Annotated in this window: 18 protein-coding genes; 13 read left to right on the forward strand and 5 right to left on the reverse strand. The window is 73.5% G+C overall.

Annotated features, from left to right (window positions below; translation table 11 throughout):
* Positions 1-9: 9 nt before the first annotated feature.
* Together BM424_RS20060 and BM424_RS20065 are read left to right on the forward strand one after the other, a co-directional pair.
* A complete protein-coding gene (locus BM424_RS20060; protein ID WP_175548181.1) occupies positions 10-249 on the forward strand; it encodes an acetyl-CoA carboxylase in 240 nt (79 codons plus the stop codon).
* The gene (locus BM424_RS20065) at positions 246-1,589 is read left to right on the forward strand and encodes an acetyl-CoA carboxylase biotin carboxylase subunit (protein WP_093420370.1); all 1,344 of its coding nucleotides are present in this window, start codon (positions 246-248) and stop codon (positions 1,587-1,589) included. The genes BM424_RS20060 and BM424_RS20065 overlap by 4 nt, the downstream gene beginning before the upstream one ends.
* Positions 1,590-1,682: 93 nt before the next feature.
* Here the strand turns inward: BM424_RS20065 and BM424_RS20070 are convergent, their stop codons facing one another.
* The 4 genes from BM424_RS20070 to BM424_RS20085 are packed head-to-tail and all read right to left on the reverse strand — an operon-like array spanning position 1,683 to position 4,612.
* Positions 1,683-2,342 (reverse strand): alpha/beta fold hydrolase, encoded by a 660-nt coding sequence (locus tag BM424_RS20070; protein ID WP_093420373.1) that lies wholly within the window; start codon positions 2,340-2,342, stop codon positions 1,683-1,685.
* Between the two features lie 3 nt (positions 2,343-2,345).
* Complete coding sequence (locus BM424_RS20075; RefSeq protein ID WP_093420375.1) at positions 2,346-2,666, reverse strand: biotin/lipoyl-containing protein; 321 nt, start codon at positions 2,664-2,666, stop codon at positions 2,346-2,348.
* A complete protein-coding gene (locus BM424_RS20080) occupies positions 2,659-3,648 on the reverse strand; it encodes an alpha-ketoacid dehydrogenase subunit beta (protein ID WP_093420378.1) in 990 nt (329 codons plus the stop codon). The genes BM424_RS20075 and BM424_RS20080 overlap by 8 nt, the downstream gene beginning before the upstream one ends.
* Positions 3,641-4,612, reverse strand: coding sequence for a thiamine pyrophosphate-dependent enzyme (locus BM424_RS20085; RefSeq protein WP_245775997.1), 972 nt, complete (start codon positions 4,610-4,612; stop codon positions 3,641-3,643). The genes BM424_RS20080 and BM424_RS20085 overlap by 8 nt, the downstream gene beginning before the upstream one ends.
* Before the next feature lie 186 nt (positions 4,613-4,798).
* Here BM424_RS20085 and BM424_RS20090 point away from each other — a divergent pair, with 186 nt between their 5' ends.
* The 4 genes from BM424_RS20090 to BM424_RS20100 all read left to right on the forward strand — a co-directional run bounded on the left by BM424_RS20090 (position 4,799) and on the right by BM424_RS20100 (position 9,814).
* Entirely contained in the window at positions 4,799-6,412 is a 1,614-nt protein-coding gene (locus BM424_RS20090) for a PucR family transcriptional regulator (protein WP_093420381.1), read from the forward strand.
* Positions 6,413-6,414: 2 nt separating this feature from the next.
* Entirely contained in the window at positions 6,415-7,647 is a 1,233-nt protein-coding gene (locus tag BM424_RS20095) for an NAD(P)/FAD-dependent oxidoreductase (protein WP_093420384.1), read from the forward strand.
* Positions 7,644-7,799 (forward strand): hypothetical protein, encoded by a 156-nt coding sequence (locus BM424_RS28940; RefSeq protein ID WP_175548182.1) that lies wholly within the window; start codon positions 7,644-7,646, stop codon positions 7,797-7,799. The genes BM424_RS20095 and BM424_RS28940 overlap by 4 nt, the downstream gene beginning before the upstream one ends.
* 209 nt (positions 7,800-8,008) lie before the next feature.
* Positions 8,009-9,814, forward strand: coding sequence for a flavin-containing monooxygenase (locus tag BM424_RS20100; RefSeq protein WP_093420387.1), 1,806 nt, complete (start codon positions 8,009-8,011; stop codon positions 9,812-9,814).
* Here the strand turns inward: BM424_RS20100 and BM424_RS20105 are convergent.
* Positions 9,811-11,037, reverse strand: coding sequence for a lipase family protein (locus BM424_RS20105; protein ID WP_245775998.1), 1,227 nt, complete (start codon positions 11,035-11,037; stop codon positions 9,811-9,813). The two genes, BM424_RS20100 and BM424_RS20105, sit on opposite strands and share 4 nt — an antisense overlap.
* A 257-nt stretch (positions 11,038-11,294) precedes the next feature.
* Between BM424_RS20105 and BM424_RS20110 the strand changes: the two genes are divergently transcribed.
* From BM424_RS20110 to BM424_RS20140, 7 genes are all read left to right on the forward strand, one after another.
* Positions 11,295-12,872 carry a CocE/NonD family hydrolase gene (locus BM424_RS20110; RefSeq protein WP_175548183.1) on the forward strand — a complete coding sequence of 526 codons (1,578 nt, stop codon included), beginning with the start codon at positions 11,295-11,297 and terminating at the stop codon, positions 12,870-12,872.
* Positions 12,869-13,843, forward strand: a complete 975-nt coding sequence (locus BM424_RS20115) for a R2-like ligand-binding oxidase (protein ID WP_093420391.1) — start codon at positions 12,869-12,871, stop codon at positions 13,841-13,843. The genes BM424_RS20110 and BM424_RS20115 overlap by 4 nt, the downstream gene beginning before the upstream one ends.
* Positions 13,844-13,846: 3 nt before the next feature.
* Positions 13,847-15,283: an MFS transporter gene (locus BM424_RS20120; protein ID WP_342742639.1), complete on the forward strand. Its 1,437-nt coding sequence runs from the start codon at positions 13,847-13,849 to the stop codon at positions 15,281-15,283.
* A 102-nt stretch (positions 15,284-15,385) separates the two neighbouring features.
* Positions 15,386-17,128, forward strand: a complete 1,743-nt coding sequence (locus tag BM424_RS20125) for a fatty acyl-AMP ligase (RefSeq protein WP_093420393.1) — start codon at positions 15,386-15,388, stop codon at positions 17,126-17,128.
* The gene (locus BM424_RS20130; protein WP_245775999.1) at positions 17,128-23,589 is read left to right on the forward strand and encodes a type I polyketide synthase; all 6,462 of its coding nucleotides are present in this window, start codon (positions 17,128-17,130) and stop codon (positions 23,587-23,589) included. Before BM424_RS20125 ends, BM424_RS20130 begins: the two co-directional genes overlap by 1 nt.
* The gene (locus BM424_RS20135) at positions 23,556-25,121 is read left to right on the forward strand and encodes an acyl-CoA carboxylase subunit beta (protein WP_093420396.1); all 1,566 of its coding nucleotides are present in this window, start codon (positions 23,556-23,558) and stop codon (positions 25,119-25,121) included. Before BM424_RS20130 ends, BM424_RS20135 begins: the two co-directional genes overlap by 34 nt.
* Complete coding sequence (locus tag BM424_RS20140; RefSeq protein WP_093420399.1) at positions 25,118-26,095, forward strand: alpha/beta hydrolase; 978 nt, start codon at positions 25,118-25,120, stop codon at positions 26,093-26,095. The genes BM424_RS20135 and BM424_RS20140 overlap by 4 nt, the downstream gene beginning before the upstream one ends.
* The last annotated feature ends 15 nt before the right edge of the window (positions 26,096-26,110 follow it).

Below are 26,110 nucleotides of genomic sequence, written 5' to 3' on the forward strand. Positions count from 1 at the left end.
GGAGAGCCGATGTCCACAGTGGATGCTCAGATGCCCGGGGTGTTCTACCGGCGCCCGTCGCCGGAGGCCGATCCCTACATCGAGCCGGGCGACGACGTGCGGCCCGGCCAGACGATCGGGCTCATCGAGGTGATGAAGACCTTCAACGAGGTCAAGGCCGACAAGGCCTTCCGCGTCGCGAAGATCCTGCTCGACGACGGCGAGGAGGTCGACGTCGGCCAGTCGATGTTCGAGGTCGACGAGCCATGAGCGGGCTGCGCAGGGTCCTGGTCGCCAACCGGGGCGAGATCGCCGTCCGGATCATCCGCGCCTGCCACGCGGCCGGTCTCGAAGCGGTGGCGGTGTACTCCGACGCCGACGAGCACTCCCGCTGGGTGGCGCTGGCCGACGACGCCGCGCACATCGGGCGTTCGGCCGCGCAGAAGTCCTACCTCGACCCGGACGCGCTGCTCAAGGCCGCGCGCTCCACCGATGCCGACGCCGTGCACCCGGGCTACGGGTTCCTGTCGGAGAACGGCGGTTTCGCGCGGGCCATCGAGGAGGCCGGGCTGGTGTTCATCGGGCCGCGCGCGTCGGTGCTGGAGCGGATGGGCGACAAGGCCGCCGCGCGCAGCGCTGCCGTCGCCGCGGGGGTGCCGGTCGTGCCCGGCACCGAGCCGATCGCCGAGCCCGGGGACGTGGCGCGGCTGGCCGACGAGGTCGGGTTCCCGTTGCTGCTCAAGGCCGCCGCGGGCGGCGGTGGCCGGGGCATCCGGCCGGTGACCTCGCTCGACGAGCTGCGGGACGCGCTGCCTGCGGCGCAGGCCGAGGCCCGGTCGGCGTTCGGCGATCCCGCGATCTACCTGGAGAAGGCGGTGTCGCGGGCGCGGCACGTGGAGGTGCAGGTGCTCGCCGACGACCACGGCGGGGTGGTGCACCTGTTCGAGCGGGACTGCTCGGTGCAGCGGCGCAGGCAGAAGCTCCTCGAGGAGGCCCCGGCGCCGGGCTTGCGGGAGGAGACGCGGCAGGCGATCACGGCGGCGGCGGTGCGGCTGGCCGAGCACGTCGGCTACCGGGGTGCCGGGACCGTGGAGTTCCTGGTGGACGGGTCGGGGGAGTTCTACTTCATCGAGATGAACGCGCGGGTGCAGGTCGAGCACCCGATCACCGAGATGATCACCGGCGTCGACGTCGTCGCCGAGCAGCTGCGCATCGCCGGGGGTGAGCCGCTGTCGCTGGATCAGGCGTCGATCCAGCGGCGGGGTGCTGCGGTCGAGCTGCGGATCAACGCCGAGGACCCGGAGCGCGACTTCGCCCCGACGCCGGGCGGGATCGAGGCGTTGCGGCTGCCCGGCGGTCCCGGCGTGCGGGTCGACACCGGGATCACGCAGGGGGACCGGATCAGCCCGTTCTACGACTCGCTGATCGCCAAGCTCGCCTGCTGGGGCGAGGACCGGGAGCAGGCCTACGCCCGGGCGCGCCAGGCGCTCGCCGAGTTCCACGTCGAGGGGGTGGCGAGCACCGCGGGGCTGCACCGCCGCCTCACGGCGGACCCGGAGCTCATCGCGGGGCCCGTGCACACCACCTGGCTGGAGGAGCGCCTCGGCTGAGGACAGTTTTAGCCATAATCACCCATGATCAACATCCGTTTTGTCCGGTCAATTATGGCTAAAACTGTCCACTGCCAACGACCGTTGACACCGTTACCCGCCGACGGTTCCGGTGTTGAAGAAGTCGAGCGCGGCGGTTTTGAAGGCGCGGCTGGAGACTGCGTTGAGGTGGTTCCGGCGGCCCAGGGAGATGTGCGGGGCGTCCACGGATTCTGCGAAAGCTCGGGATTCCGGGGCTATTTCGTCCTGGTCTCCGGAGGCGAAGAGGACCGGGGCCGGAGGTGGTGGGGTGAGGTGGTGGCCTGCCACGGCGTCGATGCAGGGGGTGAGGTCGTCGGCGGTGAGGGCTCGTTGGACTTCCAGCATCGTGGTGCGGTCGACGGGCCGGCCGTCGAGGCCGCCGAGGGCCATCGCGCGGACTCGGTCGGGAGCCAGGGCGGCCAGGGTCCAGGCCACGAGGCCGCCCATCGAGTAGGCGACCACGTCGGCCCGCCGCACCTCGGCCGCGTCGAGGACCGCCAGGACGTCCCGGGCTAGGTCCTCCGGGCTGTAGCCGGTGTCGGGGCGGTCGCTGCGGCCGTGCCCCCGGAGGTCGGTGACGACGTGCCCCCGGTCGGCGACGGCGCGGAGCCAGCCGGTGCGCTCCCACGTGAGCTCCGCGTCGGAGGCGAAACCGTGCAGGAGCAGCACCGGCCGCGGGCCGGCAGCGGCGTCGTACCAGAGCTTGACGCCCTCGCGCTCGGTGAACGGCACGGCTCAGTCCTCCGGCGGCGTGAGGCGGACGCGGCGGCGCGGGGCGCGCTCCTCGGGCACCGTGCCGACGATGCCGGCCTGGTCGGTGACGGTGAACGTCACCAGCGGGGCGCCCACGTCGAGCTCCTCGTCCTCGCCGACGTGCAGCCGCGACACGCGACCCGTCTGCGGTGACGGGATCTCCACCGCCGACTTGGTGGTCTCCAGTTCCACCAGCGGCGCGTTGCGCTCCACCCACTCGCCCTCGGCGACGAGCCATTCCAGGATCCGGGCGCTGATCAGGCCCTCGCCCAGATCCGGCAGCGGGAAGGTCACCTCAGCCACGGCGGTACTCCAATGCGGTCTGCACGGCGGTCAGGATCCGGTCGACGCTGGGCAGGTACTCGTCCTCCAGCGCCCCCGACGGGTAGGGCACGTCGAACCCGGCGACCCGCTGCACGGGCGCGCGCAGGTCGCCGAAGCAGCGCTCGGTGATCAGCGCCGACACCTCCCCACCGAGCCCGGCGGTCAGCGGCGCCTCGTGGACGACCACGGCGCGGCGGGTGCGCGACACCGACTCGACGAGCCCGTCGGCGTCGATCGGCTTGAGCCAGCGCAGGTCCAGCACCTCCAGCTCCACGCCGTCCTCGGCGGCGAGCTCGGCGACCTGCTCGCAGCGCGACACCATCGCGCCCCAGGCCACCAGCGTCGCGTGCTTGCCCCGGTGCACGACGCGGCTGGAGCCGACCGGATCCGGTTCGACGGGTTCGGCGGGGTCGAAGTCCTCCCGCTGCCAGTAGCGGGACTTGGGCTCCATGAACACCACCGGGTCCGGGTCGGCGATGGCCTGCCGCAGCAGGTGGTAGCCCTCCGACGGCCCGGACGGGGCGACGACCTTGAGCCCCGGCACGTGCGCGAACAGCGACTCCAGGCTCTCGCCGTGGTGCTCGGGAGCCCGGATGCCGCCGAAGCTGGGCAGCCGCAACGTGATCGGCATCCCCAGCGATCCGCGGCTGCGGTAGTGCATCCGGGCGACCTGGTTGACGATCTGGTCGATCGCGGGATAGCCGAACCCGTCGAACTGGATCTCCGGCACCGGCCGCCACCCGGCCATCGCCAGGCCCACCGACATGCCCATGATCGCCGACTCGGCCAGCGGCGTGTCGAACACCCGCTGCGCGCCGAACTTGTCCTGCAGGCCGTCGGTCACCCGGAACACGCCGCCGAGCGCGCCCACGTCCTCGCCGAAGATCAGCACCCGGTCGTCGTCCTCGCACGCGTGGCGCAGCGCGGTGTTGAGGGCCTGCTGCAGCGACAGCTCAGGCATCCTGCGACTCCTTCCAGGCGCGGTGCTGGGCGAGCAGCGCGGCGGTCGGTTCCCGGTGGACGAAGCGGAACATGTCGTCTCCCGCAGGGGTTTTCAGCGCTCGCAGGCCCTCGGTGGTGCGGGCGACGACGGTCGCCGCGTGCTCCTCGGCGTCGGCGATGTCCTCGGCCGACAGCGCCGCCGTCGCGGTGCTGATCGGGTCGCGTTCGGCGCGGGCGCGTTCCTCCTCGGCGCTGCGGTAGCGTCCCGGATCGTCCGATGTGGAGTGCGGGCCCAGCCGGTAGGTCATCGCCTCGACGACGGTCGGGCCGCCGCCGGAGCGGGCGCGGTCGAGGGCCTGGCGGGTCGCGTCGAACACGGCGGTCACGTCGTTGCCGTCGACCTGCACGCCCTCGAAGCCGTAGCCGGCGGCGCGGGCCGCCACCGACCCGCCCGCGACCTGGCGGGAGGTGGGCAGCGAGATCGCCCAGCCGTTGTTCTGGCAGAAGAACACCACCGGGAGCCGGTACACCCCGGCGAAGTTCATCGCCTCGTGGATGTCGCCCTGCGAGCTGGCGCCGTCTCCGAAGTAGGTCAGCGCGGCGCCGCCGGTGCCGTCGAGCTGCGCGCCCATCGCCCAGCCCACGGCGTGCAGCACGGGCCCGCCGACCACGGCGTTCGGCGGCGCCAGGCGCGCGGCGCTCGGGTCGTAGAGGCCGCCGTGCCAGATGTTGAGGTGCATCGCCAGGTAGGCGACGGGGTCCACGCCCATGGCCACCGCCGCGCCCAGCTCGCGGTAGGTGGGGAAAGCGAAGTCGCGGGAGAGGTCCAGCGCGGCCGCGCTGCCGACCTGCGCGGCCTCCTGACCTCGGACGGGGGCGTAGGCGGGCAGCACGCCCTGGCGTTGCAACGCGATGGCCTCCTCGTCGAGGCGCCGCGTCACCAGCATCCGGCGGAAGAGGTCGCGGAACTCTGCGTCGTCCATGGTCGGAAGCGTGCGCATCAGGAGTTGTCTCGTGCAACAGTGCTGTTTTCGACTGCTCAGGTTGTTCGCTCTGCCGATCGTCTTCGGGTCTGTGCTGTGCAGGTTGTCCAGTCGGCGGCGGGCGGTACTCCGTTCGCGTGGCACCCTGCCGCACGGGTTGTGAGCGGTCTGGCCGACGATGTCCGAATGGTCAAGCTGGACCGTCTGATCAACGTGCTCGGCGGCTACGGCGCGCGGCTGGTGTGCGCCCCGCGCAGCCGGGCGACCGAGCTGCGCGCGGTGGCGCTGCACGACCCCGGCGAGGAGCTGCCGGGCGGCGACGAGGTGCTGCTGGCGGTCGGCCTCGACCGGCGCGGTGCCGCCGACCTGCTGGCCCGCACCCGCGCCGTCGTCGTGGTGTTCCGGCTCGACGACCTCGACGCCGACGCCCTGGAGCGGGCCCGGCAGCGCGAGGTCGCGGTGCTGCTGGTCGACCCCGCCGTGTCGTGGGGCCAGCTCGCCGGCGTCGTCTACGGGCTCGTGCTGGAAGGCCGCGAGACCGAGGCCGGTCGCGGCCCGACGGACCTGTTCGCGCTGGCCGACGCCCTCGCCGAGTCGGTCGGCGGGCCGGTCACCATCGAGGATCACCGGTCGGGCGTGCTGGCTTACTCGCAGCGACAGGAGAGCGCCGACCAGGCCCGGCTGGAGACGATCCTGGGCAGGCGGGTGCCGGAGCAGATCCGCCGGGAACTCGTCGAGCGCGGCGTGTTCCGGCACCTGGCGGTCTCTGACGAACCGCTGTTCGTCGAGCCCTCCGGCGCCCGCCGGGGCAGGGCCGTGGTGGCGGTGCGCGCGGGCAAGGCGCTGCTCGGGTCGATCTGGGTGGGCACCGCCGCACCGCTGGACGCCGCGCGGAAGGCCGCGCTGGTGCAGGCCTCCCGCACCGCAGCGGCGCACCTGCTGCGCACCCGCGCCAGCGCGGACCTGGAGCGGCAGGTCGAGTCGGACCTGGTGATCGGGCTGGTCGAGGGCCACTCCGACGTCGCGACCGCCGTGAGCCGCCTGGGGTTCCGCGGCGAGACGTTCCGCGTGGTGGCGGTGCAGGCGCACAACCGCGGCGAGCACGACGCGGCGGCGCTGCTGGCCTTCGAACTGGCCACGGTGGGTTTCGGCTGGTCGCGGCCGGGCCGCAGCGCGCTGTTCGCCAACACCGTCTACACGATCCTGCCCGGCGACGACGGCGAGCAGGCGCGGGAGTGGGTGCGTTCGCTGGCGCGCGAGATGCCCTCCGGCGTCGAGGTCTTCGCCGGGATCGGCGGACCGGCCGGGCCCGACGGGCTCGTCGACAGCCGCCGCGAGGCCGACGAGAGCCTGGCCGTGCACGCCGCGAAACCGGACGGGGCGGCGGCCGTCGTCTACGACGAGTCCTGGCACGAGATCCTGCTCCGCCGCCTCCAGCACGTCGCCGCGAGCGGTCGCGCGCCCGAGCGCGGTCCGCTGGCCCGGCTGCGGGCGCACGACCGCGAGCAGGGCGCTCGGCTGGTGGCCACGCTGCGGGCCTGGCTGGAGGTGCAGGGCGACCTCGGCGCCGCGGCCGCGCGGCTGGAGATCCACCCCAACACCGTCCGGAACCGGATGCGCAAGGTCGCCGAGGTCGGTGCGCTGGACCTGGACGATCCGGACACCCGGTTGGCGCTGATCATCGCCCTGGCCGCCGAGCCGCAGTGGATTCCGCACAACCGGGGCGGGCGCGGTTGTGCCGAATCCACATCGCTCGGGACGTCGGCGTCGCGCATGATTTCGGGCGACGAACAGGAGTGAGCATGGGTGCTGCAGCGAGCGCGCCGCGCACGGCGGTGGTCGTGGGTGCGGGCGTGGTCGGGTTGTCGACCGCCTGGTTCCTGCAGGAACGCGGCGTCGAGGTGACGGTGGTGGACCGGCGCGGGGTCGCGTCCGGCGCGTCGTGGGGCAACGCGGGTTACCTGTCCCCGGCGTTCTGCGTGCCGCTGCCCGAGCCGGAGGTGCTGCGCGACGGCCTGCGCTCGCTGTTCGACCCCGCCGCGCCGCTGTTCGTGCCCAAGACCGTCGACCCCGGGCTGTGGCGGTTCCTGGCGGGTTTCGCGCGCCGCTGCACGCGCGGCCGGTGGCGGCGGTCGATGCGCGCGCTGGCCGAGCTCAACGCCGACTGCCTAGACGCCTTCGACGAGCTGACCCGGGGCGGCGTGGACGCCCCGACCCGGGCGGCGCCGGTGGTGGCGGCGTTCGAGGACCCCGCGCAGTCCACCGGGCTGCGCGAGGAGTTCGCGCGCGCCGGGCAGGGGACCCGCTACCGGGAATCCGACGGCGGCGATGTGCCGCAGCTGTCGTCGCGGGTGCGCACGGTGCTGCGCGTGGAGGACCAGCGCCACGTCGACCCCGGCGAGTTCACCCGGGCGCTGGCGGCGGCGGTGCAGGAGCGCGGCGGCACGATCCAGGCCGGGTTCACCGCCCGCGACGTGGTCCGCGACGGCGGTCGCGTCCTGGTGCGCTCCGACCGCGGCGAGCACGTCTCCGGCGAGAACGTGGTGCTGGCGACCGGGGCGTGGCTGCCGGAGCTGGCGGCCTCGGTCGGGGTGCGCCGCGACGTCCGCGCCGGACGCGGCTACTCGTTCACGGTCCCGACCGAGGAGACCGTGCCGTGCCCGATCTACCTGCCCGCCGCGCGGGTGGCCTGCACGCCGTACCAGGGGGCGCTGCGGGTGGCGGGCACGATGGAGTTCCGCAAGCCCGACGCCGCGCTGGACCGCGCGCGGATCGAGGCGATCGTGCGCTCGGCGAGGCCGCTGCTGCGCGGCGTCGACTGGGACGCCCGGCGCGACGAGTGGGTCGGGCCGCGGCCGGTCACGGTCGACGGGCTGCCGCTGATCGGCGCCTCGGCGATGCCCGGCGTGCACGTCGCCGGTGGTCACGGCATGTGGGGGCTCACGCTCGGTCCGATCACCGGGCGGCTGCTGTCCGAGCAGATCGTCACCGGCGAGCGGCCTGCCGCGTTGAAGCCCTTCAGCCCGCTGCGATGACGGGAGCGCTGTCGGAGTCCGAGCGCGGCGAGCTCGACCGGCTGCGCAAGGAGAACCGCTTGCTGCGGGTGGAGAAGGAGATGCTGCTGCGGATCGCCCGGGAGTACGCCCTGGAGCGGATGCCGCCGCCGGAGCGGGAGAACGGGAGGTGAGGGAGATCCCCATGTCGGACTGGTGCCAGTTCGGGCTGGCCGTGCTGGCCTTCGGCCTGCTGGGCGCGAACCACTGGCTGACCCGGCGGGCCCACGGCCTGCGCGAACGCCGCTGAGCGGGGCGCGGCGAGCGACGTGCTAACTTGGACTAAGTCACATGACTTAAATCCGAGGTGCCCGAGCGGTGGGCGCGCACGAGAAAGGCCGCGATGTCGACTCCTTCGCTCCCCGAGGTCCCCGAGTTCGCCGAGCCGGAGCTGGCCGCGCTGCGCGAGCGCTACCGCGCCGAGCGCGACCGCCGCGTCCGCCCCGACGGTGCCGCGCAGTACCGGCGGGCGGAGGGCGGGTTCGGCTACTACGCGGCGGACCCGTACGCCGAGGAGATCACCCGCGAACCCCTGGCCGACCGGGTCGACGCGATCGTGCTCGGCGGCGGGTTCGGCGGCCTGTGCGCCGCCGCGCGGCTGCGGCAGCAGGGGCTGGAGCGGATCCGGATCATCGAGAAGGGCGGCGACTTCGGCGGCACCTGGTACTGGAACCGCTACCCGGGCATCCACTGTGACATCGAGTCCTACGTCTACCTCCCGCTGCTGGAGGAGGTCGGCTCGGTGTCGCGGTGGAAGTACTCGCCGGGCGAGGAGATCCGGCAGCACGCGCGGGCGATCGGGCGCACCTTCGACCTCTACCGCGACGCCTGCTTCCAGACCGGCGTCACCGAGCTGCGCTGGGACGACGGCGAGTGGGTCGTGCGCACCGACCGCGCCGACGCGATGCGCGCGACCTACGTGGTCGTCTCCCACGGCACCCTCGACCACCCGAAACTGCCCGGGATCCCGGGCATCGAGTCGTTCCGGGGCCACACCTTCCACACCAGCCGGTGGGACTACGGCTACACCGGGGGAGGGCCGGACGGCGGGCTGACCGGGCTGGCCGACAAGCGGGTCGCGATCATCGGCACCGGGGCCACCGCCATCCAGGCCGTCCCGCACCTCGCACGAGACGCCCAGCAGCTCTTCGTCTTCCAGCGCACACCCTCCTCAGTGGACGTCCGGGACAACCGGCCGACCGACCCGGAGTGGGCGGCCTCGCTGGAGCCGGGCTGGCACGCGCGGCGGCGCGAGAACTTCCAGGCCGTCGTGACCGGGCAGCCGGTGACCGAGGACCTGGTCGACGACGCGTGGACCGCGAGCGCCGCCGTCCTCGGCAAGATCATCTCCACCGATGCCCGCGCCGGCTGGGACCCCGAGGAGTGGGAGCGGGCCGAGGAACTGCTGGACTTCGCGACGATGAACCGGCTGCGCGCCCGCGTCGAGCAGGTCGTCGACGACCCGGCCACCGCCGAGCTGCTCAAGCCCTGGTACCGCTACGGATGCAAGCGCCCCACCTTCAGCGACGAGTACCTGCCCGCGTTCAACCGGGACAACGTCACCCTCGTCGACACCGCCGATTCCGGCGGGGTGGAGCGGTTCACCGACGACGCCGTGGTCGTCGGCGGCCGCGAGTACGCGGTGGACTGCGTGATCTTCGCGACCGGCTTCGAGGTCGGCAAGTCCGACGTCATGACCGGCAGGCTGCCGGTCCACGGCCGCGACGGCATCCGGCTGCTCGACGTCTGGCGCGACCGCGGAGTCCGCACCCTGCACGGGTTTTCGAGCAACGGCTTCCCGAACCTGTTCCACCTGGGCCCGTTGCAGAACGCCTCCTCGGTGAACTACGTGCACGTGCTCGACGAGCAGGCGATCCACGTCGCCGAGGTCGTCGCCGAAGCCCGCAGGCGCGGGGTGAAGGCGGTGGAACCGACCGCCGAAGCCGAGCTGGAATGGGTGGAGACGATCACGGCGTCCTCCCCGGACCGAGCCCGCTTCGACGCCGAGTGCACCCCCGGCTACTACAACAACGAGGGGTCGGCCCGCCCCCGGATCACCTTCCCCGCAGGGCCTGCCGCCTTCCAGCGGCTGCTGCGCGAGTGGCGATCCGGGGACGGCATCAACGACGTCCTCGGCGACGAGGGCTAGCAGTTCGGCTCGGGCGGCTTGCCCTCGAACCGGTCGGCGAGGAACTGCCCCGCGTCGGCGTTGCCCGCGAAGATCCCGGCGAGGTGATCGACCGGGTAGGTCTTCCAGGTCACCGGCACGCCCTGGTCGCAGTAGCGGCGGTGCAGCGCCTCGGCCTGCGGCGTGTTCACGATCTCGTCGATCGCGCCGTGGTACTGGAACACCGGGACCCGGATCGGCCTGGTGCCCAGCTCGTTGTCCTCGATGCGGGCCTGCCACCGCGGCGTGGGCAGCGGGTCGCGGTCGGTGTAGTCGCTGATCTTCTTGCCCGGGTACTTCGCCAGCAGCTCGACCACGCAGTCCTGCTGCTTGGCCTCGGCGATCGCCCGCCTGCCGGTGTCGTTGAGGTAGGAGTCCAGGTCCAGGTCGGGATAGGCGGCGTCGAGACCGACGGCGGCGAAGGCCAGGAAGCCGAAACCGGCGTAGCCGTCGAGCCCTTCGGCGACCTCGTTGAGATCGCCCGGAACGCCACCGCCCGCGACGCCGACCAGGTTCAGCTCCGGCGCGTAGGACGGCTGCAGCTCACCGGCCCACATCACCGCGCCACCGCCCTGCGAGTAGCCCTGGAACGCCACCTGCGCGTCCGGCGAGAGCTTCGCCTGCGGGAAGCGCTGGGCCGCGCGGACCGCGTCGATGACCGCCGGCCCCTCGGCGCGCCCGGTGATGTAGGTCGGGGTGGTCTCCGGCGAGTAGCCCTCGTAGTCGGTGACCGCGACCGCGTAGCCCCGGCCGATCAGGTCGTTGACCGCGGGCTGGTCGTAGAGCGTGCCGCGCTCGATCGCCTTCGACGCCGCGCACTTGAACGCCGGTCCCTGCGTGCCGGGCGCGTACCCGACGATCGGGGCCTTCGCCGGATCGGCGCCCTTGGGAACGAGAACCGTTGCGGTGACGGCGTTGCGCTCGCCGCGCGCGTTCGTCGACAGGTACATGACCTGCCACGCGTCGGCGTTGGCGGCGTTGAGCGCGGGTAACGCCGGACGCCACCGGATGACGTCCCCGGGCTCGCCCTCGGGAAGCGTTCTCGGTGGCACGTAGAAGGAATCGTCGAACGGGCCCGGCTGCTGCGCGGCGGCGGAAACCCCGGCGGGGCGCTGGTCGGCGGCGACCGGGGCCGCGGCCGCGGTGACGCCGAGCGCGGCCACCACCAGCGCCACGAATCTGGTGCGATGCGCGAATTCGGGCACGTGCCCACCTCCGTTGTGAGACCTGCTGCGATGGGCGGAGATTAGCGGAGCGAGCCGCGTTGTCGAGTCCTTGACCGATTAGTTGTACGGCGCATGACAAAAACGAGAAGACGCGTTGTCACGGCGTCCGGAACGGAAATTCGAGTCCTTGCCCGGCCCCGAATTCCGTGCTTATGGTTCCGCCCCGTCGCCGGGAGTCGCGAAATGGCGCACAACGAAAGGCGGACGCAATGCACAGCCGCAGGACGTTTGTCTCGATGTCGGCGTTGGCCTGCTTGGTGGCGGCCGCACCGGCCGCGTACGCGGAAACGGGCTTCACCACGCGCTTCGTCGACATCGTCGCCGCCGACGGCGTCGCGCTGAAGGCCATGGTGATGGAGCCGAGGACGCCGGGCCCGCACCCGGTCGCGGTGCTGATCAGCGCGTGGGGCGGTGGGTGCACCCAGAACGTGATGCCCGCCCGCGACCTCGCCGCCCGCGGCTACGTCGTGATCGCCTACGGGGCGCGGGGTTTCGGCGAATCCGGCGGCGAGGTCGACACCGCCGGCCCGAAGGACATCGCCGACGTGAGCACCGTGCTCGACTGGACCACCGGCAACACCGCCGCCGACCCCGCGCGCATCGGCGTCGCCGGGGTGTCCTACGGGGCCGGGATCGGTGTCATCGCAGCCGCTTTCGACCCGCGGATCCGCTCGGTGGTCTCGCTCAGCGGCTGGTTCGACCTGGTGCACTCGCTCTACGGCAACCAGACCCGGCGCGGGCTCGTCGCCCTGATCCTCTACACCTCCGGGTGGGGGCACGGCAGGCTCAGCGCGGAGACCGACTGGATGCTGCGCACCTACTTCGACCCCACCCCGGACCCGGTGGACCGGGAGGTGATCAACGAGTGGGCCCGGGTCCGCTCGCCCAGCCGCTACTTCGACCGGCTCAACGACAACCGGCCGGCGCTGCTCATCGGGCACACCTGGAGCGAGACGGTGTTCCCGCCGGACCAGATGGTCGAGCTCTACGAGCGCTACGACGGGATCAAGCGCATCGACCTGATCCCCGGCGAGCACGCCTCCGCCGAATCCGGCGGCCTGCTGGGACTTCCCAGCGAGACCTGGGACACCGTGCTGCGCTGGTTCGACGCCACCGTCGCCGGCACCGACACCTCGATCCTCGCGGAACGACCGGTCGTGCTGCGCGCCCGCCCCGGTACCCACGACCCCGAGCCCCACCCGGACTGGCGTTCGGCCGAAGGCGAGCCGCGGCGCTACTTCCTCGGCCCCGGGCAGGACGACGGGGTGATCGGCGACGCGCCCCGGCCCGGCTGGCGCGTGGAGATCGACGCCGACCGCGACACGATCGCCACCGGCGGGGTGCCGCTGGCGACCTACAGCTTCGAAGCCCTCAGCGGCGAACCGCCGCGGACCTGGCTGCCGGGGATCGACCGCGCGCACGGCGCGGTGTGGACCAGCCCGGAGCTCCCGGACGGGCTCCGGGTGCGCGGATCGGTGAGCGCGCACCTGACGGTGATCCCGCCCGGCCAGACGGGCACGATCGTCGCCTACCTCTACGACGTGGACTCCACCGGCACCGGGCGGCTGATCAACTACCTGCCGCTGAGCTGGACCGACGCGGTGCCCGGTGAGGCGATGCCGGTCGACCTGCGGTTCTCGCCGACCGCCTACGACGTGCCCGCCGACAACGCGCTGGCGCTGGTGATCGACACCAAGGACCCGCTGTTCCTGGACTGGAACACCGGCGGGGGACGGGTGGCGCTCACCTCGCCGGACACCGATCCGTCCTTCGTGGACGTACCCGTACGACGTGGAGAGGAGTCAGCACGATGACCGGGAACGTGATCGACGCGCGTCCGCGCGGGGGCTTCCACGCGCTGCGGGAAGGCGGGCTGAACTGGGACTCGCTGCCGCTGCGGCTGTTCGACAAGGGCAACGCCCGGTTCTGGAACCCCGCCGAGCTCGACTTCAGCCAGGACGCCGACGATTGGGCCTCGCTCGACGAGCAGCAGCGCTTCGCCGGGACCATGCTCTGCGCCCAGTTCCTCGGCGGCGAGGAGGCCGTCGCCCAGGAGATCCAGCCGTTCCTGGCGGCCATGCGCGCCGAGGGACGCATCGCCGACGAGATGTACCTGACGCAGTTCTGCTTCGAGGAGGCCAAGCACGCCCAGGTGTTCCGGCTGTGGCTGGACGCCGTCGGGCTCACCGGCGACCTGCACCACCACGTCGCCGACAACCCCGGCTACCGCGCCATCTTCTACGACGCGCTGCCCACCGCCCTGTGCCGGCTGCACGATGACCCGAGCCCGGAGAACCAGATCCGCGCGTCGGTGACCTACAACCACATCGTCGAAGGCGTGCTGGCGCTGACCGGCTACTTCGTGTGGAACAAGGCCTGCAAGCACGCCGGGATCCTGCCCGGGATGCAGCAGCTCATCCGGCGCATCGGCGACGACGAGCGCAGGCACATGGCCTGGGGCACCTTCACCTGCCGCCGCCACGTCGCCGCCGACGACGCGAACTGGGCGATCGTGCAGGACCAGATGGACGCCCTGCTGCCGCACGTGATGACCCAGATCCAGCACTCGCTGGACCAGCTCGACGACGACCCGTTCGGCTTCGACCTGGGCGACGTGTTCGGCTACGCCACCGACCGCGCGGCCCGCAGGCTCAGCTCCATCGAGGCCGCGCGCGGCATGGAGCTGGCCGCCATCGACGTCGACTACAGCCCGGAACGGCTGGAGGACCAGTTCGGCGCCGAGGACGACGCCGCGCTGGCCGAGCACGAGAACCCGGAGGGCTGAGCCGTGCTGCCCGGCAGGACCACCGGCCCCGTCGGCCTCGCGCAGCCCCGGGGCGCGGCGGTGCCGACGCTGGTGATCATCGCCCTGGTCGCGTTCGTCACCACGCTGGACAACAACATCGTCGCCGCGGCGGTGCCCTCCATCGGCCGCGAGCTGGCGCTGGGGCTCACCGAGCTGCAGTGGATCAGCCTCGGCTACATCCTGCCCTTCGCCGGGCTGCTGCTGGTCGCCGGGAACCTGGTGGACCGGTGGGGGCAGCGCCGAACCCTGCTGCTGGGGCTGCTGGTGTTCGGAACCGCCGCGCTGGCAGGCGGTTTCGCCCGCGACGCGGTCACCCTCATCGCCGCCCGGGTGGTGCAGGGCTGCGCCGCGGCGGTGCTGGTGCCCGCGACGCTGAGCCTGCTGCGCACCAACCTCGACGTGCGCGGACGCGCGATCGGCGCGGGCATCTGGACCGCGGCGCTGGCCGTGGCGATCGCGGTCGGCCCGGCCACCGGCGGCCTGCTCAGCGAGCACCTGCACTGGAGCTGGATCTTCTTCAGCAACGTGCCCTTCGCGATCGCCGCGGCCGCCCTGACACCCGCCGCGGCCGTGGTCACCGGGCGCTCCGCACCGGGCCGGGTGGACGTGCGGGGGATGCTCCTGGTGACCGCCGCGATGCTGCTGTTCCTGATGGCGCTGGTCGGCACCGGCGAGGACACCCCGGGCCCGGCGGGCCGGTTCGTCCTGGCCGGGCTGGGCGCGGTGTCGCTGGCCGGGTTCGCGCTGGTGCAGCGCCGCTCGCCGAACCCGCTGCTGCCCCGGGCGCTGGTGGCCGAGCGGGCCTTCCTCGGCGGGGTGTCGGTGCAGCTGCTCTGGGGGCTGGGGGTCAGCGGCGTCTTCTTCTTCACGCCGCTGCTGCACCAGGAGTCGCTGGCGCTGACCCCCACCGAGGCCGGGCTGCCGCTGGTGCTGGTCGCCGTCGCCATCGTCGGCGCGACCCCGCTGGTGGCGCCCGCCGTCGAGCGGTGGGGACCCCGCTACACCGTGCTGGCCGGGCTGATCCTGGTCAGCGCGGGGCTGGTGGCGATCGCGGTGATCAACCACATCCCGGCCGTGCCGCCCCGGATCCCGGGCCTGCTGCTCATCGGCGCGGGCTCGGCGCTGACGACCCCGCTGACGTCGTTCTCGCTGGAAGTCGTCGCCGCCCGGGACGCGGGCATCGCCTCCGGCGTGCTCACGGCCTCCCGCGAGCTCTCCAGCGCGCTGGGCGTGGCGCTGATCGGGCTGGTGCTCACCGTTCGCCAGAACGCCGAACTGGCCGGGGGAACGCCCGCTCCGCACGCGCTGGCGTCCGGGTTCACCGCCGGGCTGATCACCGCCGCGATCGTGGAACTGCTGGCGGCGGTGGTGACCTTCGTCTGCTTCCGATCGCGCACCGCTGAACTCGTCGCCGACTGACACAGGCGCGGGAATTCCCCGCCGCCGGAATCGCACTCCGCCGAATCGCGTCCGGGACCGAACGCGCCCGGAAACGCGTTCCGCACGATTGTTGGGAGAACCATGCGAGCGACCGCCGCCGAGATTTCCAACGCCGCGGATTCGTGGCTTCCCGAAGTCGAAGGGGAGACGCTGTCCGCGCTGCTGTCCCGGTGCGGCCGGGACCGCGGGGACCGACTGGCCGTCACCCACCTCGACTTCACCGAGAATCCGGACGGCCTGGCCGTGTCGCTGACCTGGTCCGACCTCGACCGCAGGGCGGGCTCGGTCGCGGTCGCGCTGCGCCGGGTCGCGCTGGACGGGGACCGGGCGGCGATCCTGGTGCCGCAGCGCGCCGACTACCTCGTGGCTTTCCACGGGGCCTGCCGCGCGGGGCTGATCGCCGTGCCGCTGTTCGCCCCGGACCTGCCCGGCCACGCCGACCGGCTCGCCGGCGTGCTCGCCGACTGCGCGCCCAGCGTGGTGCTCACCGTCGCCGACAAGCTCGACGTGGTCGGTGATTTCCTGGTCGAGCGCGGGATCGAGGGCGTCGAGGTGCTCGCCGTGGACGAGGTGCCCGACGCCGAGCACGAGCCGGTGGCCCAGGACCCCGACGAGGTTGCGTACCTGCAGTACACCTCGGGCTCGACGAAGGCGCCCTCCGGCGTCATGATCACCCACCGCAACGTGGTCGCCAACGCGGCCCAGGCCATGTCGGCCTACGAGGCCGACCCCGGCCGCACCCCGACGGTGAGCTGGCTGCCGCTGTTCCACGACATGGGGCTGATGCTGGCGCTGGCCGCGCCCCTGGTCGCCGGAACCCGCACGGTGCTCATCGACCCCGTGGCGTTCCTCGAAAAACCCGTGCGCTGGTTGCGGGCGCTGTCGGCGAACCCGGGCGCGATCACCGCCGCGCCGAACTTCGCCTACGCCTTCTGCGCCGCGCGCGTGGCCGAGGAGGACAAGGTGCGGCTGCGGCTGGACCACGTGCGCGCGCTCATCGACGGCAGCGAACCGGTGCAACCGGCCGCGATCGACCGCTTCCACACCGCCTTCGCCGAGTGCGGCCTGCCCCGCAAGGCCCATCGCAGCTCCTACGGCCTGGCCGAGGCCACCGTGCTCGTCTCCGCCAGCCCCGCCGGGGCGGCGCCGCGCCGCGTCGAGCTCGACCGCGAAGCCCTCGCCGCCGGACGCGCCGAACCCGCCGAGGGCCCGGACACCAGCGCGCTGGTCTCGGCCGGGCACCCGGTGGACCAGCTGGTGCGCATCGTCGACCAGCACACCGAGCAGGACCTGCCCCCGGACCAGGTCGGCGAGATCTGGGTGCGCGGCGAGAACGTCGCGCACGGCTACTGGGGCAAACCGCAGGAATCCGCGTGCACGTTCGTCCCCGACGGCACCGGGCACTGGCTGCGCACCGGCGACCTCGGCGTCATCCACGGCGGCGAGCTGTACGTGACCGGCCGGATCAAGGACCTGATCATCGTCGACGGCCGCAACCACTACCCGCAGGACGTGGAGGAGACCGTCGAGCAGGCGCACCCGGCCGTGCGCAAGCACTCGGCGGCGGCGTTCGCGGTGCCCACCGACGACGGCGAGGCCGCCGTGGTGGCCGTGGAGCGCGCCAGCCACCTCGCCGAGGACGAGGTGGACCTCGACGAGCTCGGCCAGGCGGTGCGCGGCGCGGTCGCCGGGCGGCACGGGCTCGCCGTGCACGAGCTGGTGGTGCTCGGGCCCGGCGAGGTGCCCCGCACCACCAGCGGCAAGATCTCGCGCTCGGCGGCGCGACAGCACTACCTCACCGGAACCCTGCGAGGGAGCGCCTGATGAGCGACGCGATGAGCGAGACCGAGATCCGGCGGTGGCTGACCGACCGGGTCGCCGCCACCGCCGGCCTGCAGCGGGTCGACCCCGACCGGCCGCTGCACGAGTTCGGCCTGTCCTCCCGGGACGCGGTCGCGCTGGCCGCCGAGCTGGGGGAGCGGCTCGGCAGGCGGCTGTCGCCGACCCTGGTGTGGCAGAACCCGACGATCACCGCGCTCGCCGCCCGGCTCTCCGGCGGCGAGGAGGTCGACATCCCGCGCCCCCGCGTCCGGCGGGACGAGCCGATCGCGATCGTGGGCCTGGGCTGCCGCCTGCCGGGCGGGGTGAACTCGCCCGAGCGGTTCTGGCGGCTGCTCGACGACGGGGCCGACGCGATCCGCGAGCTGCCCGAGGGCCGGTGGGCCGACTTCGCCCCGCGCGAGGACTGGCACGACCTGCCTGCGCGCGGCGGATTCCTCGACGACGTCGCGGGTTTCGACGCCGCGTTCTTCGGCATCACCCCCGTGGAGGCCGCGGCGATGGACCCGCAGCAGCGGCTGCTGCTGGAGGTGACCTGGCAGGCGCTGGAGCACGCGGGCATCCCGCCGCAGGAGCTGCGCGGCAGCCGCACCGGCGTGTTCGTCGGCCTGTCCTCGACCGAGTACGGGTCGCTGACGATGAGCGAGCTCGACACCGTCGACGCCTGGACCGGCACCGGGGCGGCCGCGGCGATCGCCGCCAACCGCCTGTCGTACCTGCTGGACCTGCGCGGACCGAGCCTTACCACGGACTCGGCGTGCTCGTCGTCGCTGGTGGCCGTGCACCAGGCGGCGGCGAGCCTGCGCGACGGCGAGTCGGACCTGGCCGTGGTGGGCGGGGTGAACCTGATGCTCTCGCCCGGCATCACCGCGAACTTCCACCGCGCGGGCGTGCTCTCCGCCGAGGGCCGCTGCGCACCGTTCTCCGCCTCCGCCGACGGCATCGTCCGCGGCGAGGGCTGCGGGGTCGTGCTGCTCAAGCGGCTGTCGGATGCCCGCCGGGACGGCGATCGGGTGCTGTCGCTGGTGCTCGGCACGGCCACCAACTCCGACGGGCGCTCCAACGGGCTGGTGGCCCCGAACCCGGAGGCGCAGCGGGCGCTGCTGCGCGACGCCTACGCCGCCGCCGACCTCGACCCGGCCGTCGTGGACTACGTCGAGGCCCACGGCACCGGCACGCCCCTGGGCGACCCCATCGAGGCGGAAGCGCTCGGCGAGGTCCTGGGCGAATCGCGCGCCGAGCGGCGACCGCTGCTGGTGGGGTCGGTGAAGAGCAACCTGGGGCACCTGGAGGGCGCGGCCGGACTGGTCGGGCTGATCAAGGTGGTCCTGGCGATGCGGCACGGGCGCATCCCGGCGAGCCTGCACGCCGCCGAACCGAGCCCGCACATCGACTTCGACGCCGCGCGGCTGCGCATCGCGGGTACCGGCGCGGCGTGGCCGCGCTACTCGGGGATCGCCCGCGCGGGCGTGTCCGCGTTCGGCTTCGGCGGCACCAACGCCCACGTCGTGCTGGAGGAGTGGCCCGAGCCCGAACCGGAACCCGAGCCCGACGAGGCGGTCCCGCACGTGTTCGCGCTGTCGGCCCGCAGCGAGTCCGCGCTGCGCCGGCGCGCCGCCGACCTCGCCGACGACCTCGGCGAGACCCCGCTCGGTGACGTGGCCGCCGCGCTGGTCACCCGCCGCGACCACCACCCGCACCGCGCCGCCGTCGTGGCCGGTGACCGCGAGGAGCTGGCCGAGAAGCTGCGCGGATTGGCCGGAGACGGCGTGCACGTCGGCGAAACAGCCGGAACCGGGCTGGTTTTCGTGTTCTCCGGGTACGGCTCGCAGTGGAAGGGCATGGGCGGGCGGCTGCTGGAGACCGAACCCCGATTCCGGTCCGTCGTCGACGACCTGGAGCCGATGTTCGCCCAGGAGACCGGGTTCTCGCTGCGCGAGGTGCTGCGCGGGGACGCGGAAGAACCGGATCTCGCCGCGCGGCAGCAGGTCCTGTTCGCCGTGCAGATCGCGCTCGCGGCGACCTGGCGCGCTCACGGGGTGGAGCCCGACGCGATCGTGGGGCACTCGATGGGCGAGGTCGCGGCGGCCGTGGTCGCCGGTGCGCTGCCGTTCGCCGATGGCCTGCGGGTGATGGTCACCCGCTCCCGCCTGCTCGCGGGCCTGGACGCGGGCGGGGCCGGGCGGATGGCCGCCGTCGAGCTCTCCGAGACCGAGTTCGCCGAGCTCGCCGCCGACCACCCCGACGTGTCGATCGCCGTGCACACCTCGCCGACCCAGTGCACCGTCACCGGCGACGCCGCCCAGGTCGAGGCCCTGGTGGCCCGCGTCGAAGCCCGCGGCAGGATGGCCCGGGCGCTCGACGTCGGCGGCGCCGGGCACTCGGCGGCGGTCGACCCGATCCTCGACGAGTTCCGCGCCCGCCTGGGCGAGCTCACCCCGGCCAAACCCGAGATCCGCTGCTACAGCAGCGTTCTCGACGACCCGACGCGGGTGCCGGAGTTCGACGAGCACTACTGGGCGGCGAACCTGCGCCGCCCCGTGCGCTTCACCCAGGCGCTGGCCGCCGCGATGGCCGACGGGCACCGCACCTTCCTGGAGATCTCCCCGCACCCGCTGGCCCGCTTCGCCGTCGAGGGCACCGCCGCGGCCGTCGGCGCCGACCGGGTCACCGCGCTGCCGACGCTGCTCCGCGACGCCGACGACCAGCGGAGCCTGCTCGCGGCGATGGCCGGGCTGCACGTCGCCGGCCACGAGACAGCGCTGCGCACCCGCTACCCGCGCGGCCCGGTGGTCGACCTGCCCGGACCGGCCTGGGAGCACCAGCGGCACTGGGTGCGACCCCGCCGCCGCACGACGTCGGGGGAGCACCCGGTGCTGGGCACGCACGTCGAGGTCCCCGACGCCGACCTGCACGTCTGGCGCGGGGAGGTCGGCACCGACGCCCAGCCGTGGCTGGCCGACCACGTCGTGCAGGGCGTGCCGGTGCTGCCGGCCACCGGCTACCTCGACGCCGCGCTGTCGGCGGCGGCGGTCGCGTTCGGGCCGGACCGGCCGGTGCGGGTGCGGGATCTCGAACTGCGCCAACCACTTCCGCTCGCCGCGGGCACCACCGTGCACACCTCGCTGCGCACGACCGGCGACGACACCGCCCAGGTCGCCGTGCACGCCCGCTCCGCCGCCGGACGCTGGGTGCGGCACGCGGTGGCGACGGTCCGGGCCGAACACCCCGGCCGGCCCGGACCGGAGCCGCTGGGCGAGCTCACCGGCGGACGCCCCGTCGAGGTCTACCGCGAGCTCGCCGAGCTCGGCCAGCACTACGGGCCCGCGTTCCGCGGCCTGCGCACCGCGCGAGCCGGGAACGACCGCGCCTCGGCGGGCATCGCGCTCCCGGCCGCGGCCCCGCGCAGCAGGCACCACGTGCTGCACCCGGCGCTGGCCGACTCCTGCCTGCACGCCCTGGCCGCGGCGGCGGCCGAGCGGGTGGCCGAGGATCCGGGCCTGCACCTGCCGATGTCGCTGGGCTCGGTGCGGGTCTTCGGCGACCCGGCGGAGGGGGTGCGCTGCGACGCCGTCCTCGACCCCGCCGACGAGCACGGCGACGGCCTGGTCGGCACCGTGCAGCTGGTCGACGGGTCCGGCCGCGTCCTCGTCGAGATGGCCGAGGTCTACCTGCGTCGCCTGCGGGCGCCGATGCCGGTTCCGCTGGCGGACAAGACCTTCGAGCTCCGCTGGCACCGCGCCGACTGCGCACCGGCCGAGCGCCCGCGCCGCAGGTGGCTGCTGCTCGCCGACGGACCGGCCGCGCCGGAGGTCGGCCGCGCCGCCGCCGACCTCGTCGAAGCCGGGGAGGAACCGGTCGTGCTGTCCACATCGGACATCGGCGAGCTGGGGCGCTGGAAGGCGGGCTGCGACGGCGTTGTGCTCGTGACCGGCGCGCCTGAGCGCTACGACGAACCCGGCAACGCCCGGTGGCTGCTGCGCACCGCCGTCGAGGCCGCCAACGGGCTCACCGCGGCCGACGGCCGGTTGTGGCTGGTCACCCGCGACTCGGTCGCGGTCGGGGACGACCCCGGCGCTGCGGGTCTGGCGTTCCTGCGCGGCCTGGTGCGGGTGCTGGCGTTCGAGCACCCCGAGCTGCGGGTCACCCACCTCGACCTGGACTCGGCCAGCCCCGGCGCGCTGGCCGCCGAACTGGCCGCCTCGGCCGCCGACGACGAGGTCGCCTGGCGCGAGGGCGCCCGCTTCGCCGCGCGCCTGGAACGCGTCGAGATCCCCGAGCGCCCCGATGTCCCGGTGGTCCGCGACGGCGCCTACGTCCTCACCGGCGGTCTCGGCGGGCTGGGCCTGCTGGTGGCGCGGTGGCTGGCCGAGCGCGGTGCGACGCGGATCGTGCTGTGCGGGCGCAGCGCGCCCTCCGGCCCGGCCTCGCAGGTGCTCGACGAGCTGCGCGGCCGCGGCACCCAGGTGCGGGTGGTGCTCGGCGACATCGCCGAGAACGGCACCGCCGAGGAGCTGATCCGCGAGGCGGGCGCCGGCGGCGTGCCGGTGCGCGGGGTGCTGCACGCGGCCGGTGTCCTCGCCGACGCCACGGTCAGCACCCTCACCGAGGCCGACGTGGAGCGGGTGTGGCGGCCGAAGGTCGACGGCGCGCGCAGGCTGCACGAGGCCACCGCCGGGCTCGACCTGGACTGGTGGCTGGTGTTCTCCTCCGCCGCGGCGCTTCTCGGCTCACCCGGCCAGACCGCCTACGCCACCGCCAACGCCTGGCTCGACGCGTTCGTGCGGTGGCGCCGCGGCCGAGGACTGCCCGCGGCGACGATCCAGTGGGGACCGTGGGACGAGCTCGGCGGCGCCGTCGGCCGCGACAACGCGGTGCTGCGCCCGCTCACCCCCGGCGAGGGCCTGGAAGCCCTCGAAGCCGTGCTGGCCTCCGGACGCGCCGCCACCGGCGTGACCCGCCTGGACGCGGCCGCGACCCTGGAGCTGTTCCCGGAACTGGCGCGCCGCCCCCTGTTCGCCGCGCTGGCCGAGGAGACCGACCGGACCGGAGCCGAGGGCGACGGGCCGGACGTCGAGGCGTTGCGCGCGGCCGAACCCGCGCAGGCCCACCGGGCGATCCTGGCCGCGCTGGTGTCCCGGATCAGCGGCCTGACCGGGCTCGATCCGGCGTCCTTCGACACGACCGCGCCGCTGACCCGGCTCGGGCTCGACTCGCTGATGGCCATGCGGGCCCGCACCGCCTTCGAGCGCGACTTCGGCATGACCGTCCCGATCCCGATGCTGCTGCGGGGCGCCAGCCTGGAGGAGGTCGCCGCCCACGTCGCCGCCGAACTCGGCCTGCAGCCGGTCGAGATCGGCGGCGGGCGGCAGGTGCTCGAACCCCGCGAGCAGGTGGAGCGCTGGATCGCCGCGCTGTGGCGGGAAGTCCTGGACGTCGAGGTCCTCGACGTGCACGACGACTTCCACGCCCTGGGCGGCGACGAGGACCGGGCCGAGCGGGTGCACCGCCGGATCACCGAGCGCTTCCCGGACGCGCCCGGGCGGGCGGAGCTGTTCGCCCGCCCCACGATCGCGCGCATGGCCGACCTGCTGCGGCCCTGGTTCGACACCGCCGAACCGGTGCTGGCGCTGCGCGATCGCGGGGAGCGGGCACCGCTGTTCCTGTTCCACCCGGCGGGCGGCTCGACCGGCGTGTACCGGCCGCTGGTGGACCTGCTGCCCGGCGATCAGCCCTGCTACGGCTTCGAGCGCTTCGACGACGCGCGGTCGGTCGAGGACAGCGCAGGCCGCTACATCGGGCTGCTCCGCGAGATCCAGGGCAGCGGGCCGTACCGGCTCGCCGGCTGGTCCTTCGGCGGGTGCCTGGCCTACGAGGTCGCCCGGCAGCTCACCGAGCTCGGCGAGCCGGTCGACCTGGTGGCCATGATCGACTCGATCCTGCCGCTGCCCGCACCGGAATCCCAGCAGCAGGACCTGCTGCTGAACCGCTACGGCCGGTTCCTCGACTACGTCGAGCAGACCTACGCCACCAGCCTGGGCCTCGGCGTCGAGGACCTGGCCGGGTTGCCGGAGGACGAGCAGATCCGGTTCGTCATGGACCGCATCGCCGACCGCGTCCCGGACATGGGCGAGGCGGTGCTGCACCACCAGTACACCTCCTACGTCGACGCCCGCATCGCCGAGCGGTACCGGCCGCGGCCCTACCCGGGCCGGGTGCTGCTGCTGCGCTCCAGCGAACCGCACCCGCTGACGACCTCGCTGGACCCGCGCTACCTGCGCACCGACGAGTCGCTGGGCTGGGACGAGTTCTGCTCGGACCTGCGGATCGTGCGGGTGCCCGGCGACCACGTCTCGATGATCGACCCGCCGCACGTCTCGGTGATCGCCGACCACCTGGAAGGAGAACTGGCATGCTCGATCGCACGACCACCGCGGATCGGCTAGGCGACCTCAACGCCCGCCACGAGGAGGTCACCAGGGTCGCCGAGAAGCGCGCTCGGGACCGCCAGCACGCCAAGGGCAAGCTCACCGCCCGCGAGCGCATCGACGAGCTGCTCGACGCCGGGTCGTTCGTCGAGCTCGACGAGTTCGCCCGGCACCGTTGCACCGACTTCGGGATGGACGCCCACCGGCCCTACGGCGACGGCGTGGTCACCGGGCACGGCACCGTCGACGGCCGGCCGGTGTGCGTGTTCTCGCAGGACTTCACCGTGTTCGGCGGCAGCATGGGGGAGACCTTCGGGCGCAAGGTGCTCAAGGTGATGGAGCTGGCGATGGACATCGGCTGCCCGGTCGTGGGCATCAACGACTCCGGCGGCGCCCGCATCCAGGAGGGCGTGGAGTCGCTGGCCTACTACGCCGAGCTGGGCAGGCTCAACACCCACGCCTCGGGGGTGGTGCCGCAGCTGTCGATGATCACCGGACCGTGCGCGGGAGGCGCGGTGTACTCCCCGGCGATCACCGACTTCACCGTCATGGTGGAGGGCACCTCGCACATGTTCGTCACCGGGCCCGACGTGGTCCAGGCCGTCTCCGGTGAGCGACCGGACGTCGCCGAGCTGGGCGGGCCCGCCACCAACGGGTCGGTGTCGGGCAACGCCCACTACGTGGCCCCCGACGAGGCCGACGCGTTCTCCTGGGTGCGGGCGCTGCTCGGCTACCTGCCTGCCAACAACCTGGAGCAACCCCCGGTCTACGAGCCGGAGGAGCCCGTCGACCGGCAGGAGGAGCTCGACGGCATCGTGCCGGACTCGGAGAACCAGGGCTACGACATGTACGAGGTGATCGAGCGCCTGGTGGACGGCGGCGAGTTCCTGGAGGTCCACGACCGGTTCGCGCCCAACATGATCTGCGCGTTCGCCCGGATCGAGGGGCACACCGTCGGCGTGGTCGCCAACCAGCCGCAGCACCTGGCCGGGGTGATCGACATCGACGCCTCGGAGAAGGCGGCGCGGTTCGTGCGGTTCTGCGACGCCTTCAACGTCCCGCTGCTCACCCTCGCCGACGTGCCCGGCTACCTGCCCAGCGTGGCGCAGGAGCGCGGCGGCATCATCCGGCGCGGCGCCAAGCTCATCTACGCCTACGCCGAGGCCACCGTGCCGAAGGTGACGGTGGTGGTGCGCAAGGCCTACGGCGGCGGGTACGCGGTGATGGGCTCCAAGCACCTGGGAGCCGACGTCAACATCGCCTGGCCCACCGCGGAGATCGCCGTCATGGGAGCGCCCGGCGCGGCGGCGATCCTGCACCGCAAGCGCCTCGCCGAGACCGAGGAGTCGCAGCGCGCCGAGCTGCACGCCCGGCTCACCGCCGAGTACGCCGAGGCCTTCGCGACCCCGTACCGGGCGGCCGAGCGCGGGCACGTGGACATGGTGGTGCAGCCCTCGCGGACCCGTCACCAGGTGGCGCGGGCGCTGCGGGTGCTGCGCACCAAGCGCCGGAGCCTGCCGGCCAAGAAGCACGGGAACATCCCGCTGTGAGCCGGTTCCTGCGGTTGCTCGCCGCCGTGGTCCTGCTGCTGCCCGCGCTGTCGGCACCGGTGCGGGCCGCTCCCGGCGTCACCGCCGACGACGGTGCGCGGGTGGTGCGGGAGACCCCGGTGGGCGGCCGGGCGGTCGACCTGGAGATCGCCTCACCGGCCCTCGGCGGCACCGCGATGGTCCGGCTGCTGCTGCCCGCGCACCGCGCGGCGCAACCCGGCCGGACCTGGCCGGTGCTGTACCTGCTGCACGGCTGCTGCGAGACCGCCGACTACCAGTCCTGGACGTGGTTCACCGACGTGGAGGAGTTCACCGCCGAGGAGGACGTGCTGGTGGTGATGCCCAGCGGCGGGCCTGCCGGGATGTACTCGGACTGGTGGAACGGCGGTGCGGGCGGGCCACCGGACTGGGAGACCTTCCACCTCACCGAACTCCGCCAGATCCTCGAACGCGGCTACGGCGCCGGGACGTCCCGGGCCGTGGCGGGGGTGTCGATCGGCGGGTACGGGGCGCTGGCCTACGCGGCCCGGCATCCCGGGATGTTCGGCGCGGCGGCGTCGTTCAGCGGCATCCCGAACACGCTGTTCCCGGGAACTCCGGCGGTCATCAAGGGACTGCTGGTGCGGGAGGGGCTCGACCCGCTCGGGTTGTGGGGCGATGAGCTGCTGCAGCACCGGATCTGGTCGGACCACAACCCCTTCGACCACGTGGAGCGGCTGCGCGGCGTCGGGCTCTACGTCTCCGCAGGCAACGGGACGACCGGTCCGCTGGACCCGCCGGGGCAGGCCGATCCGCTGGAACCGGCCTCGCTGGCGACGTCGAAGAGCTTCACCGATCGGCTCACCGCGGAGGGAATTGCGGTCACCGCGCACTTCTACGGCAGGGGAACGCACGATTGGCCCTACTGGCAACGGGAACTGCGCGAGTCGTGGCCGGTCCTGGCGACCGCGCTCGGGCTGAATTCGGGGCGTTGAAAAAACGCGTTTCTG

This window comes from Saccharopolyspora flava (assembly GCF_900116135.1).
In the GTDB taxonomy this organism is placed as follows: Bacteria; Actinomycetota; Actinomycetes; order Mycobacteriales; family Pseudonocardiaceae; genus Saccharopolyspora; species Saccharopolyspora flava.

Coding starts and splice junctions, on each gene's coding strand:
- BM424_RS20060 (WP_175548181.1), top strand. CDS start 10: ATGTCCACAGTGGATGCTCAGATGCCCGGGGTGTTCTACCGGCGCCCG.
- BM424_RS20065 (WP_093420370.1), top strand. CDS start 246: ATGAGCGGGCTGCGCAGGGTCCTGGTCGCCAACCGGGGCGAGATCGCC.
- BM424_RS20080 (WP_093420378.1), bottom strand. CDS start 3,648: ATGCCTGAGCTGTCGCTGCAGCAGGCCCTCAACACCGCGCTGCGCCAC.
- BM424_RS20085 (WP_245775997.1), bottom strand. CDS start 4,612: ATGGACGACGCAGAGTTCCGCGACCTCTTCCGCCGGATGCTGGTGACG.
- BM424_RS20090 (WP_093420381.1), top strand. CDS start 4,799: ATGGTCAAGCTGGACCGTCTGATCAACGTGCTCGGCGGCTACGGCGCG.
- BM424_RS20095 (WP_093420384.1), top strand. CDS start 6,415: ATGGGTGCTGCAGCGAGCGCGCCGCGCACGGCGGTGGTCGTGGGTGCG.
- BM424_RS28940 (WP_175548182.1), top strand. CDS start 7,644: ATGACGGGAGCGCTGTCGGAGTCCGAGCGCGGCGAGCTCGACCGGCTG.
- BM424_RS20100 (WP_093420387.1), top strand. CDS start 8,009: ATGTCGACTCCTTCGCTCCCCGAGGTCCCCGAGTTCGCCGAGCCGGAG.
- BM424_RS20110 (WP_175548183.1), top strand. CDS start 11,295: ATGTCGGCGTTGGCCTGCTTGGTGGCGGCCGCACCGGCCGCGTACGCG.
- BM424_RS20115 (WP_093420391.1), top strand. CDS start 12,869: ATGACCGGGAACGTGATCGACGCGCGTCCGCGCGGGGGCTTCCACGCG.
- BM424_RS20125 (WP_093420393.1), top strand. CDS start 15,386: ATGCGAGCGACCGCCGCCGAGATTTCCAACGCCGCGGATTCGTGGCTT.
- BM424_RS20130 (WP_245775999.1), top strand. CDS start 17,128: ATGAGCGACGCGATGAGCGAGACCGAGATCCGGCGGTGGCTGACCGAC.
- BM424_RS20135 (WP_093420396.1), top strand. CDS start 23,556: ATGCTCGATCGCACGACCACCGCGGATCGGCTAGGCGACCTCAACGCC.